The sequence below is a fragment of the Nocardia sp. 348MFTsu5.1 genome (genome assembly GCF_000383535.1).
Classification (GTDB): Bacteria; Actinomycetota; Actinomycetes; order Mycobacteriales; family Mycobacteriaceae; genus Williamsia; species Williamsia faeni.
Genome location: NZ_KB911521.1, coordinates 70,568 through 86,952, shown reverse-complemented (window position 1 = coordinate 86,952; position 16,385 = coordinate 70,568). Strand labels below are relative to the sequence as shown.

At 64.8% G+C, this 16,385-nt stretch carries 16 protein-coding genes; 6 read left to right on the top strand and 10 right to left on the bottom strand.

Translation table 11 applies throughout. The features are described from left to right. Positions 1-22: 22 nt before the first annotated feature. Complete coding sequence (locus tag H290_RS0121630) at positions 23-1,153, top strand: lycopene cyclase family protein (protein WP_020108929.1); 1,131 nt, start codon at positions 23-25, stop codon at positions 1,151-1,153. A gap of 3 nt (positions 1,154-1,156) precedes the next feature. Here the strand turns inward: H290_RS0121630 and H290_RS0121625 are convergent, their stop codons facing one another. Genes H290_RS0121625 through H290_RS29440 form a run of 7 tightly spaced genes read right to left on the bottom strand, consistent with a single transcriptional unit; the run spans position 1,157 to position 7,608 of the window. Then, on the bottom strand, positions 1,157-1,594 hold the full coding sequence (locus tag H290_RS0121625) for a metal-sulfur cluster assembly factor (RefSeq protein ID WP_081631673.1): 438 nt from the start codon (positions 1,592-1,594) through the stop codon (positions 1,157-1,159). After that, a complete protein-coding gene (gene sufU, locus H290_RS0121620) occupies positions 1,591-2,061 on the bottom strand; it encodes a Fe-S cluster assembly sulfur transfer protein SufU (protein ID WP_020108927.1) in 471 nt (156 codons plus the stop codon). The genes H290_RS0121625 and sufU overlap by 4 nt, the downstream gene beginning before the upstream one ends. Further along, entirely contained in the window at positions 2,061-3,347 is a 1,287-nt protein-coding gene (locus H290_RS0121615; RefSeq protein ID WP_020108926.1) for a cysteine desulfurase, read from the bottom strand. The genes sufU and H290_RS0121615 overlap by 1 nt, the downstream gene beginning before the upstream one ends. A gap of 46 nt (positions 3,348-3,393) precedes the next feature. Next, the gene (sufC, locus tag H290_RS0121610) at positions 3,394-4,164 is read right to left on the bottom strand and encodes a Fe-S cluster assembly ATPase SufC (RefSeq protein WP_028463509.1); all 771 of its coding nucleotides are present in this window, start codon (positions 4,162-4,164) and stop codon (positions 3,394-3,396) included. A 53-nt stretch (positions 4,165-4,217) separates the two neighbouring features. After that, positions 4,218-5,408 (bottom strand): Fe-S cluster assembly protein SufD, encoded by a 1,191-nt coding sequence (gene sufD, locus H290_RS0121605; RefSeq protein WP_020108924.1) that lies wholly within the window; start codon positions 5,406-5,408, stop codon positions 4,218-4,220. Then, a complete protein-coding gene (gene sufB, locus H290_RS0121600) occupies positions 5,405-6,856 on the bottom strand; it encodes a Fe-S cluster assembly protein SufB (RefSeq protein WP_020108923.1) in 1,452 nt (483 codons plus the stop codon). The genes sufD and sufB overlap by 4 nt, the downstream gene beginning before the upstream one ends. Then, positions 6,853-7,608 (bottom strand): metalloregulator ArsR/SmtB family transcription factor, encoded by a 756-nt coding sequence (locus H290_RS29440; protein ID WP_110260148.1) that lies wholly within the window; start codon positions 7,606-7,608, stop codon positions 6,853-6,855. The genes sufB and H290_RS29440 overlap by 4 nt, the downstream gene beginning before the upstream one ends. 241 nt (positions 7,609-7,849) lie before the next feature. Between H290_RS29440 and mptB the strand changes: the two genes are divergently transcribed. The 4 genes from mptB (at position 7,850) to H290_RS0121575 (ending at position 12,528) form a co-directional block, all read left to right on the top strand. Continuing rightward, positions 7,850-9,652: a polyprenol phosphomannose-dependent alpha 1,6 mannosyltransferase MptB gene (gene mptB / locus H290_RS0121590; protein WP_051122173.1), complete on the top strand. Its 1,803-nt coding sequence runs from the start codon at positions 7,850-7,852 to the stop codon at positions 9,650-9,652. Positions 9,653-9,743: 91 nt separating this feature from the next. Next, positions 9,744-10,709, top strand: coding sequence for an ABC transporter ATP-binding protein (locus H290_RS0121585; protein ID WP_020108920.1), 966 nt, complete (start codon positions 9,744-9,746; stop codon positions 10,707-10,709). Beyond that, positions 10,706-11,500 (top strand): ABC transporter permease, encoded by a 795-nt coding sequence (locus H290_RS0121580; RefSeq protein ID WP_020108919.1) that lies wholly within the window; start codon positions 10,706-10,708, stop codon positions 11,498-11,500. The genes H290_RS0121585 and H290_RS0121580 overlap by 4 nt, the downstream gene beginning before the upstream one ends. Positions 11,501-11,538: 38 nt before the next feature. Next, positions 11,539-12,528 (top strand): heme A synthase, encoded by a 990-nt coding sequence (locus tag H290_RS0121575; protein WP_020108918.1) that lies wholly within the window; start codon positions 11,539-11,541, stop codon positions 12,526-12,528. Positions 12,529-12,562: 34 nt separating this feature from the next. Here the strand turns inward: H290_RS0121575 and H290_RS0121570 are convergent, their stop codons facing one another. Further along, the gene (locus H290_RS0121570; protein ID WP_051122172.1) at positions 12,563-12,856 is read right to left on the bottom strand and encodes a hypothetical protein; all 294 of its coding nucleotides are present in this window, start codon (positions 12,854-12,856) and stop codon (positions 12,563-12,565) included. An 87-nt stretch (positions 12,857-12,943) separates the two neighbouring features. Between H290_RS0121570 and H290_RS0121565 the strand changes: the two genes are divergently transcribed. Beyond that, the gene (locus H290_RS0121565) at positions 12,944-13,915 is read left to right on the top strand and encodes a quinone oxidoreductase (RefSeq protein WP_020108916.1); all 972 of its coding nucleotides are present in this window, start codon (positions 12,944-12,946) and stop codon (positions 13,913-13,915) included. Here H290_RS0121565 and H290_RS0121560 read toward each other — a convergent pair. Together H290_RS0121560 and H290_RS0121555 are read right to left on the bottom strand one after the other, a co-directional pair. Continuing rightward, positions 13,908-15,101, bottom strand: coding sequence for a DUF4878 domain-containing protein (locus H290_RS0121560; protein WP_028463507.1), 1,194 nt, complete (start codon positions 15,099-15,101; stop codon positions 13,908-13,910). The two genes, H290_RS0121565 and H290_RS0121560, sit on opposite strands and share 8 nt — an antisense overlap. A 124-nt stretch (positions 15,102-15,225) precedes the next feature. Continuing rightward, positions 15,226-16,146, bottom strand: a complete 921-nt coding sequence (locus H290_RS0121555; RefSeq protein WP_020108914.1) for a heme o synthase — start codon at positions 16,144-16,146, stop codon at positions 15,226-15,228. Positions 16,147-16,385: the final 239 nt, after the last annotated feature.

Sequence of the window (16,385 nt, the reverse complement as noted above, 5' to 3'; positions counted from 1 at the left end):
GCAAGAAGATACGGTCGCCTGTATGCGGAATTTCGTTGGGCATCGCGACCTCGTCGTGGTCGGGGCCGGCCCGGCCGGTCGGGCCTTGGCCCATCGAGCCGAAGTCTCCGGATTGCGGGTCGCTCTGATCGACCCCGCACCCCATCGCAGGTGGCCTGCCACATACGGCTCGTGGGCCGACGAACTGCCCGACTGGGTCGACCCGAAATCCTTTGCGGCGCAATCACCACAGGCTGTGGTGTACACCCCGCGCAGGCGAGTGATCGACCGTGCCTACGTGACCTTCGACACCGGAGAGCTGCAACGTCGTCTGCCGGTCACAGCCGGTGCCGTAATCGAGTCCCGGGTGACGCAGCTCTTCGAGGATTGTGTCGTGATCGAGGGAAACGACCGTGTCAAAGCCCACACAATTGTCGACGCGAGGGGCCTGCGGGCCCCGAAAGCACCTGCACAATCCGCCTATGGCGTGATCGTCGACGCGGAACTGGCCGGCCGCTATCTGGAGGCCGGGGAGACGGTTCTGATGGACTGGCGTGGGGCCGAGCCGGACCGGCCGCCGTCGTTCCTCTACGGCATAGCGCTGGGTGGGAGTCGCGTTCTGCTGGAAGAGACCTGCCTGGCCGGAGCGCCGGCACTAGCGATCGACGATCTCCGGAATCGTTTGCACAACAGGCTGTCTCGCCACGGCATCGCGCCGGCCGACATCGAGGACGCCGACGACGAAAAGGTCTGGTTCGCGCTGCGCCGCCAGAGTGGTGTCCCGTGGAAAGATCGCCCGCTGCGCTACGGCAGCGGCGGCGGGCTGATGCATCCGGCCACCGGGTACAGCCTCGCGACGAGTCTGCGCGAGGCGGACAAGGTCGTGGGTGCCCTTGTGAATCAACAGGATCCACGACGAGCACTGTGGAACCGCCGAAGCCGGGCCGTCTACCGGCTGCGGGATCGCGGCCTGACGTCGTTGCTGAGACTCGATCCCATCGACGTCATCCGATTCTTCGACGGCTTCTTCGATCTGGCGGTCGCCGATCAACGGGCTTATCTCAGTTCGCGCGATGACCTCGCGGGTGTGGCCCGGGCCATGACGCGCGTGGTCGCACACACCGACCGCGCGGTGTCCTACAAGGTCATGCGCGGTGCGGTGACGCGACGGTGAAACTCAGACCGTGAAGCCGAGCGCCCGCAATTGCTCGCGGCCGTCATCGGTGATCTTGTCCGGGCCCCACGGCGGCAGCCAAACCCAGTTGAGTTCCATGTCGGTGCACAGACCTGAGGTGACCAGCGCATTGCGTGCCTGATCCTCGATCACGTCGGTGAGAGGGCAGGCGGCCGACGTCAGGGTCATGTCGATCTTGGCAACCGCGTCGTTGTTGACATCGAGGCCGTAGACCAGGCCCAGATCGACGACGTTGATACCGAGTTCGGGGTCGACCACGTCGCGCATGGCCTCTTCGATGTCGTCGATGGACGGCAACGATGTCGCCACCTCGGCCGGCACCGCGGGCGTCGCGGGCGCTGCGTCTTCCACTACCCCGGTCGAGCTCCGCTGCGCTGCGTCTTCCACTACCCCGCTCGAGCCTTCAGATTCTGATGTCATACCGACTCCCTAGCCGAATTCTGTGTGCCGGCAACGGTTTGTGCCAGCGCGTCTTTGAATGCCATCCAGCCCAGCAACGCACATTTCACGCGAGCCGGATATTTGCTGACCCCGACGAAGGCGATGCCGTCCCCGATCACGTCTTCGTCACCTTCCACGGCGCCACGTGATGTCATCATGGTGTTGAACGAATCAACCGTTGCCAATGCCTCGGTCACGCTGTGTCCCACCAGCTGCTCGAACATCACCGAGGTCGAGGCCTGCGAGATGGAGCAGCCCTGTCCGTCGTAAGAGACGTCCGCGACGGTCTCACCGTCGTCGGACAGCGCAACCCGCAAGGTCACCTCATCGCCGCACGTCGGATTGACGTGATGAACCTCGGCACCGAAGGGATCACGCAGGCCGCGCCCTTGCGGATGCTTGTAGTGATCGAGGATCAATTCCTGGTACATCTGTTCCATACGCATCAGGCAATCACCCCAAAGAACTTCTGGGCCTTGACGATTGCCTTCGCAAACGCATCGACCTCGTCCAACGTGTTGTATGCCGCGAACGACGCGCGTGCGGTGGCAGCTACACCGAAACGCTTGTGCAGCGGCCAGGCACAGTGATGGCCCACGCGGATGGCGACACCCTCGTCGTCCAGGATCTGACCGAGGTCATGGGCGTGGATACCGTCGACGACAAACGACACCGCTCCCCCGCGCCTCTCCGAGGTGGTCGGACCGATGATCCGGACACCCTCGATGTCAGCGAGCGCGGACAGCGCGGCCTCGACGAGCGCATGCTCGTGTGCGGCAATCGCGTCCATACCCAGGTCTTGCAGGTAGCGGACCGCGGCACCCAACCCGACAACCTGAGAGGTCATCGGCGAGCCGGCCTCGAAACGTTGCGGCGCAGGCGCGTAGGTGGAGACCTCCATGGAGACCGTCTCGATCATCGAACCGCCCGAGATGAACGGCGGCAGCTGCGCAAGCAGTTCACGCTTTCCGTACAGCACGCCAACCCCCGAGGGGCCGAACATCTTGTGGCCGGAGAACGCCGCGAAATCGACATCCAGTTCATGGAAGTCCACAGTCATGTGCGGGACGGACTGGCAAGCATCGAGTACCACCAGCGCACCGACGCTGCGAGCGCGGCGCACCATCTCGGGGACATCGGCAACCGCACCGGTCACGTTCGACTGATGGGTGAACGCGACCACCTTGACGGTGTCGTCGAGTTCGAGCGAGTCCAGGTCGATTCGACCGTCGTCGGTGACGCCGTACCACTTCAGCGTTGCGCCGGTCCGGCGGCAGAGTTCCTGCCACGGAACCAGATTCGCGTGATGCTCCAGCTCGGTGACCACGACGGTGTCGCCGGGGCCGAGCGCTGTGCCACCGAGCACTCCGGCACTGCGGTCGTCACCGAGTGTGTAGGTCACCAGGTTCAGCGCCTCGGTGGCGTTCTTGGTGAACGACAACTCGTCGAAGTCGGCTCCGACGAACTCGGCAACCACCGCGCGCGCATCCTCGTAGGCATCGGTGGCCTCTTCGGCAAGCTGATGCGCACCGCGGTGAACAGCCGCATTGCAGGTGACCAAGAACTCACGTTCGGCATCGAGTACCTGCACTGGACGTTGGCTGGTGGCACCGGAATCGAGGTACACCAGCGGCTTGTTGTCCCGCACCGTGCGACCCAGGATCGGGAAGTCGGCGCGGACAGCGGTCACGTCCAGGGCGGCCGAAGCGATCGTCTCATCGATGCTTGTCATGTCTGGCCTCCTGAAAGAAGTACGGGCGAAAGGTAGATCCGGCCGGTCAGGCGGTAGCCGCCCCGGTGAACCGGATGTAGCCGTTCTCCTCGAGCTCGTCGGCCAGTTCCGGTCCGCCCGACTCGACGATGCGGCCGCCGACGAACACGTGGACGAATTCAGGCTTGATGTAGCGCAGGATCCGCGTGTAGTGGGTGATCAGCAGAACCCCACCGTTCTCGCGCTCCTTGTATTTGTTGACGCCCTCGGAGACAACGCGCAGGGCGTCGACGTCGAGTCCCGAGTCGGTCTCGTCGAGGATCGCGATCTTCGGCTTGAGCAGACCCAGCTGCAGGATCTCGTGACGCTTCTTCTCGCCACCGGAGAATCCCTCGTTGACACTGCGCTCACCGAACGACGGATTGATCTCCAGTTCGTTCATCGCCTCTTTGGTCTCCTTGACCCAGAGACGGAGCTTCGGTGCCTCGCCGCGGACGGCAGTGGCTGCGGTGCGCAGGAAGTTCGACATCGAGACGCCCGGCACCTCGACGGGGTACTGCATCGCCAGGAACAGGCCGGCACGCGCCCGCTCATCGACCGACATCTCCAGCACGTTTTCACCGTCGAGGGTGATCGTGCCCTGCGTCACTTCGTATTTCGGGTGTCCGGCGATGGCGTACGACAGCGTCGACTTGCCCGAGCCGTTGGGGCCCATGATCGCGTGGGTGGAGCCCGACTCGATTGTCAGGTCGACACCCTTGAGGATGTTGATGGGTTCGGCATCGGCATCGGTCTGCTTGACGTTGACATGCAGATCACGGATTTCCAAAGTAGCCACGGTAATTGAGTTCCTTGCTGATATCTGGGGGAAAGTTTTGTGCTTGCGGGCGATCAGGCGCCGGCGGCCTCGAGCTCGGCTTCGATGGCGGCGGAGAGCCTGTCACGCAGTTCCGGAATCGCGATCCGGGCGATCACCTCACCGAAGAATCCGCGAACCACCAGGCGGCGGGCCTCATCTTCGGGGATGCCACGAGACTGCAGGTAGAACAGATGCTCGTCATCGAAACGACCGGTGGCACTCGCGTGTCCGGCACCGACGATCTCGCCGGTCTCGATCTCCAGGTTGGGTACCGAGTCCGCACGCGCACCGTCGGTGAGGATCAGGTTGCGGTTCAGCTCGAAGGTGTCGGTGCCCTCGGCACCGGCGCGGATCAGCACGTCGCCGACCCAGACCGTCCGCGCCTCATGGGCACGGTCGCCGGCAACACCCTGCAGCGCACCTTTGTAGACCACGTTCGACCGGCAATGCGGCTGCGAGTGATCGACCAGCAGATGCTGTTCGAGATGCTGTCCGGCATCGGCGAAGTACAGACCCCACAGCTCGGCGTCGCCACCGGGCGCGTCGTAGTGGACCACCGGGCTCAGGCGAACCAGTTCGCCGCCCAGGCTGATCGCGAAGTGGCGCAACACCGCATCCCGGCCGAGCCGGTTGTGATGGGCAGCCACGTGCACCATGTCATCGGCCCAGTCATGGACATTGAGGACCGTCAGATGTGCACTGTCACCGACGATGAACTCGATGTTCTCGCCGTAGGTGCCACTGCCCTTCTGATCGATCACAATGGTTGCCTTGGCAAACGGTGCGAGCCGGACCTGCAGGTGACCGAATGCGGTCTCGCCCACACCCGGGCCCTCGACGACCACGGTGATCGGCTCGGCGAGTTCGACCTCTTTGCCCACGGTGACCACGGTCGCCGAGGTGAAGGACGAATATGCCTGCGCCGCAATGCGATCGAACGGCACGCCGCCCTGGCCCAGCCGCTTGTCGTCGCGACCGACGGTTTCGACGGTCACACCGTCGACCACTCCGCCGACAACGGTGGTCGCCTCGGCGGTGCGCTGTGCGCCACCGTCATGCAAGCCACGTAGCTTACGGAACGGCGTGAACTTCCACGCTTCGTCTTTGGAACGGGGGACTTCGAACGCGTTCACATCGAACGACGTGAACACCTCACCCTTGTTGACGGGACGCCGGGTGTTCTCACCCTCGACAGCACCGACAACACCTGTAGCAGAACTCATCCGACGGAGCCTTCCATCTGCAGTTCGATCAGCCGGTTGAGTTCCAGCGCGTATTCCATCGGGAGTTCCTTGGCGATCGGCTCGACAAATCCGCGCACGACCATCGCCATCGCCTCGTCCTCGGTCAGTCCGCGGCTCATCAGGTAGAAGATCTGGTCGTCGCTGACCTTGGAGACCGTGGCCTCGTGACCCATCGTCACGTCATCCTCGCGGATGTCGACGTACGGGTAGGTGTCACTGCGGCTGATCTGATCAACCAGCAGCGCATCACATTTCACCGTGGCGCGGCTGCCGTGGGCACCCTTGTTGATCTGGACGAGTCCGCGGTACGACGTCCGGCCGCCACCACGGGCCACCGACTTGCTGACGATGTTCGACGAGGTGTTGGGGGCCAGGTGGACCATCTTCGATCCGGTGTCCTGATGCTGTCCGGGACCTGCGAACGCGACCGAGAGAACCTCGCCCTTGGCGCCTTCACCGGTCATCCACACCGCCGGGTACTTCATGGTGACCTTGGAACCGATGTTGCCGTCGACCCACTCCATGGTGGCGCCGGCTTCGGCCTTGGCCCGCTTGGTGACCAGGTTGTAGACGTTGTTCGACCAGTTCTGAATGGTGGTGTACCGGCAGCGGCCACCCTTCTTCACGATGATCTCGACTACGGCCGAGTGCAGCGAATCGGTCTTGTAGATCGGCGCGGTGCAACCCTCGACGTAGTGCACGTACGCACCCTCGTCGACGATGATCAGCGTGCGCTCGAACTGACCCATGTTCTCGGTGTTGATCCGGAAGTAGGCCTGCAGCGGGATGTCGACGTGCACACCCGGCGGCACATAGATGAACGACCCACCCGACCAGACCGCGGTGTTCAGTGCGGAGAACTTGTTGTCGCCGGCCGGGATGACCGTTCCGAAGTACTCGGCGAACAGTTCGGGCTGTTCCTTCAACGCGGTGTCGGTGTCGAGGAACAGGACACCCTGCGCCTCGAGGTCTTCACGGATCGAGTGGTAGACGACCTCGGACTCGTACTGCGCCGCGACACCGGAGACCAGACGCTGCTTCTCGGCTTCCGGGATACCCAGCCGGTCGTAGGTGTTCTTGATGTCCTCGGGCAGGTCATCCCACGTTGCGGCCTGCTTCTCGCTGGACCGCACGAAGTACTTGATGTTGTCGAAGTCGATGCCCTCGAGGTCGCTGCCCCAGTTCGGCATGGGCTTGCGGTCGAAGATCGACAGCGCCTTGAGGCGCGCGGCGAGCATCCACTCGGGCTCATTCTTCTTCGACGAGATGTCTGCGACGACCGCCTCGGACAGGCCGCGCTGGGCGCTGGCGCCGGCGACATCGGAATCGGACCAACCGTATCCGTATGAACCGAAAGAGTCGATCGTCTCTTCCTGCGTCAGAACGTCCGCCGATGCTGCTGCGGGGGTCGGGTCTGTGACCGTCATATGTGACTCCTTCCGGAGGCTACCGATGCCGACGCGGACTGGGCGTCGACCTGATTTGCCCCTTGCATTTTTGCAAGCGGCACGTGGGTGGTGCATGCGCAGTCGCCGTTGGCGATCGTTGCCAGACGCTGCACGTGGGTACCGAGTTTCGCGGTGAAGACCGCGGTTTCCGCTTCGCACAATTCCGGGAACTCAGCGGCCACATGCGCCACCGGGCAATGGTGCTGGCAGATCTGCACACCATTTCCAACGCGGCGGGTGGTCGCGGAAAATCCCGCACTGGTCAAAGCTTCGGCAATCTGTTCCGCGGTGTTCTCGAGTTCTTCTGCCGACGTGCCCGATACCGGCACGTCAGACATGATTTTCTCAGCCCGCTCCATGGCGAAGTCGGTTACCGCTTCCTCGCCACCGATCTTGCGCAGGCGGAGCATGACAGCGCCGGCGAGGTCGTCGTATGCGTGCTTGAGGCGACCGCGACCGCTCGGTGTCAGCTGGAAATGCTTGGCCGGACGTCCGCGTCCGCGGTGTGCGTAGCGGGGCGCTGCCGTCGCGACCACATCCCCCGAGGCGATCATCGCGTCGAGATGACGGCGGACCGCGGTGGGGGTGATGCCGAGCTCATCGCTGATGTGTACCGCGGTCACCGGTCCCTGTTCGAGGATGAGGGTGACGACGGCGGCCCTGGTCTGACCGTCATGGCTGACGGGCACCGGGGATTCAGCGCCGATATGTGTGCCCGGCGCAGCAGACATCGATGCCCCTTCCGGGGCAAGCGAGGTACCAGCGACCGTTTTCACAACACAAGTGTTACCGAAATAGATTCCGATTGCTAGCAAGGGTTACCTTGCTTGATCAACGCCACACCTGAGCCCGCGCCGTGGCACGCGCCACCGCGGGCTGACCGGGCACAGCGAACAGACGATTACAGTCTCCCCTGTGCCGGAAACCGCAGCCCCAGAAGTCGACCCTCCCGTCGACCCCGAGAAAGCTGCCGTGCCGTCACGAGGTCCGATCCGCGCCGAATTCCGCAAAGTGCTCGAGTACCTGGGCCTACGCCGGGTCGGGGAACCCGAGCCCGACAAAGACGCCACCGGCGACTACGGCCTGGCGGTCGCGCGCCTGCACGGCGACGAAGCCGAGGTCGGTCCGCTCACGCCGGCCGAGAACAAACGCCTCCTCCGGATCCGGCTGTTCGGTTCCATGGGTTCGGTGCTCGTCCTGGTCGGATCGCTGGGCACCGGTGCGCTCCCGGTGCTGCAGAATCCCCTCGCCGGCATGCGGGTGCTGTCCCTGCCGTCCCGGATGTGGCCGACTGCACTGACGTTTTCGCTGACCGGTGTGGTGATCCTGGTCCTGGCCTGGCTGTTGCTCGGAAAGTTCGCGGTGGGACGCCTGGGCGTCGAGGTCATGAAAGACCGCTCACCCCAGCGACGAATGACCCGCAGCCAGGCCGATCGCACGCTGCTGGTCTGGATCATCCCCTTCGTACTGGCACCACCGATGCTCAGCAAAGACGTCTATTCGTATCTCGCCCAGAGTGAGATCGCGGCGCGTGGCCTCGATCCCTATGTGATCAGCCCGGCCGCGGGGCTGGGCATCGACCATGTGTTCACCCGTTCGGTGCCCAACATCTGGCGCGAGACCCCGGCGCCCTACGGGCCGTTGTTCCTCTGGCTCGGCGACCAGATCACCCACCTGACCGGTGAGAACATCCCGGCCGCACTGGCCGCACACCGGGTACTCGCGCTGCTCGGTGTGGCGATGATCGTCTGGGCATTGCCCCGCCTGGCCCGCCGTTGCGGGGTGTCGCCCGTCGCAGCGCTGTGGCTCGGCGCGATGAATCCGCTGCTCATCCTGCATCTGGTCGGTGGCATCCACAACGAAGCGCTGATGCTCGGCATGATGCTCGCCGGACTCGAGCTGTGTTTCCGGGGTATTGATTCACCGCAGCGACTCCGAAAACCGGGTTCTCTCATACCGAGTCGTCCGGGGTGGATATTGATCGCCGGCGTGGTGGTCATGGCCGGCTCCAGCATGATCAAGGTCTCATCGATTCTGGCGCTGGGTTTTGTGGGTGTGGCACTCGCCCGCAGGTGGGGCGCCACCCTGCCGGCCCTCCGGCATGCCCCGGTGCGCGAATACTGGCAACGATCGAAACGCAGCGTGCTGGCCCTGCTCGGTGCGGCCGGACTGGTGGGCGCGATCCTCGTGGTCGTCACCGTCGTCATCTGCGTCGGCACCGGACTCGGTTTCGGCTGGACGAAGACGTTGTCGACCGGCGGCGTGGTGCGTTCCTGGATGTCGATGCCGACGTTCATGTCGGTGACAACCGGCCGGATCGGTGTGCTCCTCGGGCTCGGTGATCAGACCCAGGCGATGCTCGACGTCGCCCGCCCGGTCGGTCAGGTCATCGCCGCGATCCTGGTGGTGCGCTGGCTGCTCGCGGCGCTGGCCGGCCGGATCCACCCCGTCGGGGCCCTTGGCCTGGCGATGGGCAGCTTCGTGCTGTTCTTCCCGTTCGTCCAGCCCTGGTACCTGCTGTGGTGCATCATCCCGCTCGCCGCCTGGGCGACCGGACGATGGTTCCGGATCATCGCGATCACACTCTCGGCGGTCATGGCCATCGTCGTGCTCCCGACCGGTGCCGGCACGCGCGGTTTCCAGCTGGCCGAGGCCATCGTCGCGGCCGTATTACTTGTGGCGATACTCACAGCACTTTTCTTCGAAGAAATGCCGTGGCAGCGGCGCAAGCGCGTGAACGCCGAGAAGACTGCCCCCGCGACCGCCGAGAAGTGAACCGCCCAGAAATGATCTGCCGACACGGCACTGCGCCTCGGGCGTCACCCGTGTTCGGACTCGGCGCGCGGGCAGCTTACTCTTGGACGTTGTGAACAGCCCGTCGTACGCTCCCGGGGTCACCGGTGCCGCGGCGACCGGTCCAGCACTGTCGGTCAAAGGTCTGGTCAAGCGATTCGGCGAGACGACCGCGGTCGGCGGTCTCGACTTCGAACTCCAGACCGGCGAGATCCTGGCGATCCTCGGCCCCAACGGCGCCGGCAAGACCACCACCGTAGAAATCTGCGAAGGCTTCGCTTCGCCGGATGCCGGTGAGGTCACGCTCCTCGGACTCGATCCCATCACCGACAATGAGGCGGTTCGCAGCCGCATCGGCGTGATGCTCCAGGGCGGTGGCGCGTATCCGGGCGCCCGCGCGGGTGAGATGTTGCGGCTGTGCGCCTCGTACTCCGCCGATCCCATCGACCCCGATTGGCTGTTGCAGAACCTCGGGCTCGTCGACGCCCAGCGCACGCCGTACCGCCGGTTGTCGGGTGGACAGCAACAGCGACTCGCGCTCGGCTGCGCACTCGTCGGTCGCCCCGAGGTCGTATTCCTGGACGAACCCACCGCCGGCATGGATGCGCACGCCCGGATCATGGTGTGGGAATTGATCGATCGGCTTCGGGCCGACGGCGTTTCGGTGTTGCTCACCACGCATCTGATGGACGAGGCCGAAGAGCTCGCGGATCAGCTGCTGATCATCGACCACGGGGTCGAGGTCGCCAAGGGCTCCCCCGCCGAACTGACCAGTCGCGGGGCCGAGAACGAACTACGATTCCACGCACCCCGTGGACTCGACATGAACTTGCTGGAAGCTGTTCTGCCAGAAGCTTATTCCTGCCGGGAGTTCTCCCCCGGTGGGTATCTGGTCACCGGCCATGTCACCCCGCGGATACTGGCCACGGTGACCGGATGGTGCGCGGAGATCGATGTGCTGGCAACCGACCTACAGGTCGAGACTCGGAGTCTTGAAGACGTGTTCCTGGATCTGACCGGCCGGGGGATGCGCGAATGACGAACGCCCGGACGACCAATGGCAACCGCTTCGCCGCAGGCACATTCACACCGCATCCGCGGTCGGCACCGATCCGCAAGATGCTCACCGCGCAGTCCCGGATCGAATTGCTCCTGCTGCTGCGCAACGGCGAGCAGCAGCTGCTCACGATGTTCATCCCGATCACCATGCTGATCGGCCTGTGCCTGTTGCCCATCGGCGACTTCGACGAGTCCCGCGCCGACATGTTCGTCCCTGCGGTCATGACCGTCGCGGTGATGTCCACGGCGTTCACCGGGCAGGCGATCGCCGTCGGATTCGACCGCCGGTACGGCGCACTGAAGAGACTCGGCGCCACACCCCTCCCGAGGTGGGGCGTGATCGCAGGTAAATCCATCGCCGTGGCCATCGTGGTGAGCATGCAGGCCGTCATCCTCGGCGTCCTCGGGATGATCCTGGGCTGGGAGCCCTCACCGGGCGGATTGCTCCTCGGCATCCTCGTGATCGCCATCGGCACACTCATGTTCTCCGCGATGGGACTGCTGCTCGGTGGCACGCTCAAGGCCGAAGTAGTGCTGGCTCTGGCCAACCTTCTGTGGTTCGCATTCCTGGGGATCGCCTCGATCGTCGTGATCGGGGACAACGTCCCGCCCGCGGTCGAGTGGTTCGTCCGCTGCACCCCGTCCGGCGCCCTGGCCGAGGCCCTGCATCAGGCGACCAGCGGTTCACTCGACCTGATCGGTATCGCCGTGCTCGCTGCCTGGGGTATCGCCGCCGGTACCGCGGCCGTGCGTTACTTCAAGTTCACCTGAGCCCCGATCGTCAAACCCGGCACCCTACGATCAGTAACGTGTACCGCTTGTTTGTCCGGCTCGTCGACCGGCTCCCGCTCCCCTCGCTCCGCTTCCAGACCCTCGCCGCGCTGGCGGTGGTGCTGACACAGGCCGGTATCGCGGTGACGGGGTCAGTGGTCCGGGTCACCGCGTCGGGGCTGGGTTGCCCGACGTGGCCGCAGTGCTTCCCGGGCAGCTTCACACCGGTCCAGCACGACGAGGTCGAGGCAATCCACCGGGCGGTTGAGTTCGGCAACCGGATGCTGACGTTCCTCGTCGTCCTGACCGCTGCGGTCATCGTGATCGCGGTGACGCGCGCGCGCCGCCGATACGAGGTTCGCTTCTACGCCTGGCTGATGCCGGTCTCCACCGTCGTCCAGGCCGTGATGGGCGGGATCACCGTGCTGACCGGCCTGCTGTGGTGGACGGTGGCCATCCACATGTTGCTGTCGATGGGCATGGTGTGGCTGTCGGTGTTGCTGCTCGAGAAGGTCCGCGAACCGGACGACGGCGAGGCCGTGGCCGTCGTACCCGCACCACTGCGCTGGCTGGCGGCGTTGTCGGCGGCGCTGATGACCGGTGTCCTGATCGCCGGCACGATGGTGACCGGTGCCGGACCGCACGCCGGCGACAAAAGCATCGACAAGCCGGTACCGCGGTTGAAGATCGAGATCACCACGCTGGTCCATCTGCATGCCGACCTATTGATCGCCTACCTGTCGGTGCTGGTCGCGTTGGGCTTCGCCCTCTTCGCCGTGGGCGCGCCCGCACGACTCAAGAAGCGTCTCTACGTGGTGGTCGGAATCGTCACCGCACAGGCATTCGTCGGTGTCACGCAATACGTCACCGACATCCCGGCGGCACTCGTGGTCATCCACGTTGCGGGCGCCGGAGCGACCGTGGCCGCCACGGCCGCCCTATGGGTTGCCATGCGACCGCGACAGGCGACGACCGGTTCGACATCGTCGGATCAGCCGGTCGAAGCCGCAGCGGCGTCCCAGCCTTGATCTCCCAGCTGTTGATACCCAGCCGTTTGACCGGCTAGGTGTTCGCGACCCAGCCCGCCATCTTGCGGTAGTGCGACGGGTCGACCGTGGCAATCGACGTCAGGTCGCGATCCCACTCGCCGACCGCGAGCCCTTCGACCTGCTCGACGATCGCCTTCGCCGTATCGAGATCGGCCACCACCTGGTCGCCCAGGATGCCACCGGCCCCACCGACCAGGGTGATTCGCACTCCGGCAGCCCCGATGGGCTGCAAAACCGCTGTTGCCGACCCGCCCTCGCGCGCCACGTACTTGCTGATCGCTGCGATGACCGCCTTGTGCTCGCTCATCGCCACAGCATAGTTGCCGTGCTGTCCGCTCCGGGATCGGACACCCCCCGCTGTGTACCGCCGCCGCGAGTGGGTACAACTACAGTCATGCGCGCAATCCAGGTGAGCCGGCACGGCGGTCCCGACGTCCTCGAGTTCGTCGAACTCCCCGATCCGACGCCGAAACCGGGCGAGATCCTGGTGCGGGTCGCGGCGATCGGCGTGAACTTCATCGACACCTACCAGCGCGCGGGCATCTATGCGATGCAGTTGCCGTATATCCCCGGCAGCGAAGGCGCCGGCGTGGTTGTCGCGGTCGGCGACGGTGTCGAGTCACCCTCGCCGGGTCAGCGGGTCGCCTGGTGCGACGCCGCCGGCAGTTATGCCGAACTCGTGACGATGCCCGCTCACGTTGCCGTCGCCGTGCCGGATGCCGTGAGCGATGAGGTGGCCGCCTCCGCACTGCTGCAGGGCATGACCGCCCACTACCTCCTGGACGGATCGTCGCACCCGAAACCCGGTGACACCGTCCTGATCCACGCCGGCGCCGGCGGTGTGGGACTGGTGCTCACGCAGATTGCCAAGGCCAACGGGATTCGAGTCATCACCACCGTGTCGAACGACACCAAAGAGGCGTTGTCGCGGGACGCAGGCGCCGACGAGGTCCTCCGATACGGCGACGATCTCGCCGACCGCGTGCGGGCCCTCACCGGAGGCGTGGGTGTGGCCGTTGCGTATGACGGTGTGGGAGCCGACACCATCGACCAGAGCATCGACGCGACCGCGGTACGCGGAACGGTTGTCCTGTTCGGTGCCGCCAGCGGGCCGGTGCCACCGTTCGATCTCCAGCGACTCAATGCCGCCGGGTCACTCTCGATCACCCGGCCGAAGCTGGGTGACTTCATCGCAGATCCCGCCGAACGAGCCTGGCGGGCCGGGGACGTCATGACCGGCATCAGCAGCGGAACGGTGAACGTCCACGTCGGTCACAGCTATCGACTCGCCGAAGCCGGCCGTGCCCACACCGAGCTACAGGCGCGGGCCACGACCGGCTCCGTGGTGTTGTTACCGATCAGCTAGGAGTGAACACGGGCTCGTCGGCGGACAGATCGATGTCCCCGTAGAGGTACTGCGTCGTGGTCTCGGTCTTGGTCTCTGCCGGCAGAGATCCGTACGGCTTCGTGCGGTACGTCACCGACCACGCCAGGTCGCCGTTGATCGACACCTGGTTCGGGTCGTCGTATCCGACCCGGTACTCCACGGCATCGAGGTCGGTGGGCGCAGTCCACACAGCCGAGGCCGGTTCGGCGTCAAAGGCGTAGACATCCTGCTCGCAGCCGGGCTTGTCGACACTCGCATCCGTCTCTTTCGACAACGCGCAATTGTCGACATAGGCCTGGATCGCCGACTGGACGGCCGCGGTACCGGTTGAACTCAGGTCAACGGTCGGTGAGTTCGCCGATCCATAGCTGTTCCCCGACATCGCGAACTCGGACTGATTCTCATCGACGACGGTGAAGTTCTCATCCGACGTGCCCCATTCGACCGGGCCGGGAAATACATAGATCTTCGACTCGTTGTCGACGGGCACGCCGAACACCGTCAGCCCCGGGATTCCGTCCTTGAAGTACGAGATGTCGATGACGACGGCCCCGTCGTCCAAGCGCCAATCGTCGCCGGCCTTGGTGAGCGAGAAGGTCTCGTCGGCCTTCCGATCGCCGAACATGTAGGTGGCCTGGACCGTTGCGTTGTCGCCGGAGTCGCTGGTGTCGATGATCTTCACATCGGTGATCGCGGCGATCTTCTGCTGCTTCTTCAGCACGTCGTCGGTGAGCAGCAGTTCGGATGCCGGCGCCTTCATCAGACCGAGCGCTTCTGCGGAATCGCCGTCGGCCAGCGCTTGCAGATAGGACGTGACCACCGCGTCCGGCTCACCGGACTCACTGTCGCCGGTGAAGACGACAAGTGACAACACCAGGATCACGACCAGGACCACTACGCCGGCGACGCCCAGCGCGATGAACAACGGCTTTTTCGACTTCGCCGGTGGGACCGGGCCACCGCCACCACCTTGTGGCCAGGTGCCGGGCGCAGGCTGGGCATACGGCTGATATGCGCCGTAATTGGGATCTGCGGGCGGTGGCTGGCCGCCTGGACCCTGAGGTGGGTACTGCCCGAATTGCGGCTGCCCGACCACGGTCGGCTCCGAATAAGGCTGCCAACCGGCATCTTCGGGACCCTGGCCCGGGCCGTATGGATTTGACACAACTCCCCCTGATGTAAATAGAGCTGGCCATCATCCCAACGGCCGACGAGAAAACGTTAACGTGTCGTGGGTCGCACCTGCCATTGCGGGCGTCGCCCGGTCCGCCGTTCGACCGACGAATATGTCAGAACAGGCTGGACAGTGTCGGCAATCCGATGACGGAATCGATTGCCAGACCGCAGAAGACAACGGCCAGATATTCGTTGGACTGCAGGAAGACCTTCAGCGGCGCCACCTCTTCGCCGCGCAGTGTTCCGCGATAGAGCTTGTGCACGACGTAGATGAACCAGCCACCGGCGATCAGGGCGACCGCGGCGTAGATCCAGCTGGTCGCGAGGCAGAGTACGAGGGTGCTCAGGACAGTGGCCCAGGTGTAGTAGAGCATCTGCCGGGTGACCTGCACCTCGGTGGCGATCACGGGCAACATCGGGACGCCCGCGGCGCGGTAGTCCTCCTTGTAGCGCATCGCCAGGGCCCAGGTGTGCGGCGGAGTCCAGAAGAAGATCACCGCGAACAGCACCAGCGGTTCCCAACTCAGGGATCCGGTGACAGCGGTCCATCCGACGAGCGTCGGCATGCATCCGGCGGCTCCGCCCCAGACGACGTTCTGCCAGGTACGGCGCTTCAGGATCATTGTGTAGACGAAGACGTAGAACGCGATGGTCGCCATCACCAGGAGCGCGCTGAGCAGGTTGGTCGTCGCGAACAACACCGCGAAGGACGCGGCACCGAGAACCAGGCCGAAAATGAGGGCATTGCGCGTCGACACCGCATGGCGGGCCAATGGCCGCCGTTCGGTGCGCTTCATCTTCTGATCGATGTCCGCGTCGACGACCATGTTCAGGGTGTTCGCGCTGGCCGCGCCGAGCCACCCACCGAGGAGGGTCCAGGCCATCAGCGCCGGGTCGACATGTCCACGATCAGCAAGAAGCATCACCGGGATCGTCGCCACGAGCAGCAATTCGATGACGCGAGGTTTCGTCAGCGCGAGGTATGCGAGGGCCAAGGCTGAAATCCGCCCGCGAACGCTGGTGGTGCGCTCCACGGGAGCAGCCTGCCCACCACCTGACGCTGGGGAGGAGGCGAAACCGTGTCCGCTCACACGTTCCCCAATCCGCACTAGATCTCCTGACTCATGCTCATCTACTACAGGGAATGGTAGACGGAGGTCGGTTGCAAACAGCAATCGAGGTCCGATCGGCGGGTTACCTGCACCGTCGACTAGCACGCGCCCCTTCGCTGCCCGTTCGCATCCCGTAGCTAACGGCGTCCGCGTCGGGCGAC

What these genes read in the sequence shown, in the direction of transcription:
- H290_RS0121630 (WP_020108929.1), top strand. Translation starts at nt 23, where the DNA reads ATGCGGAATTTCGTTGGGCATCGCGACCTCGTCGTGGTCGGGGCCGGC.
- H290_RS0121625 (WP_081631673.1), bottom strand. Translation starts at nt 1,594, where the DNA reads ATGACATCAGAATCTGAAGGCTCGAGCGGGGTAGTGGAAGACGCAGCG.
- sufU (WP_020108927.1), bottom strand. Translation starts at nt 2,061, where the DNA reads ATGCGTATGGAACAGATGTACCAGGAATTGATCCTCGATCACTACAAG.
- H290_RS0121615 (WP_020108926.1), bottom strand. Translation starts at nt 3,347, where the DNA reads ATGACAAGCATCGATGAGACGATCGCTTCGGCCGCCCTGGACGTGACC.
- sufD (WP_020108924.1), bottom strand. Translation starts at nt 5,408, where the DNA reads ATGAGTTCTGCTACAGGTGTTGTCGGTGCTGTCGAGGGTGAGAACACC.
- sufB (WP_020108923.1), bottom strand. Translation starts at nt 6,856, where the DNA reads ATGACGGTCACAGACCCGACCCCCGCAGCAGCATCGGCGGACGTTCTG.
- H290_RS29440 (WP_110260148.1), bottom strand. Translation starts at nt 7,608, where the DNA reads ATGTCTGCTGCGCCGGGCACACATATCGGCGCTGAATCCCCGGTGCCC.
- H290_RS0121580 (WP_020108919.1), top strand. Translation starts at nt 10,706, where the DNA reads ATGACGAACGCCCGGACGACCAATGGCAACCGCTTCGCCGCAGGCACA.
- H290_RS0121570 (WP_051122172.1), bottom strand. Translation starts at nt 12,856, where the DNA reads ATGAGCGAGCACAAGGCGGTCATCGCAGCGATCAGCAAGTACGTGGCG.
- H290_RS0121565 (WP_020108916.1), top strand. Translation starts at nt 12,944, where the DNA reads ATGCGCGCAATCCAGGTGAGCCGGCACGGCGGTCCCGACGTCCTCGAG.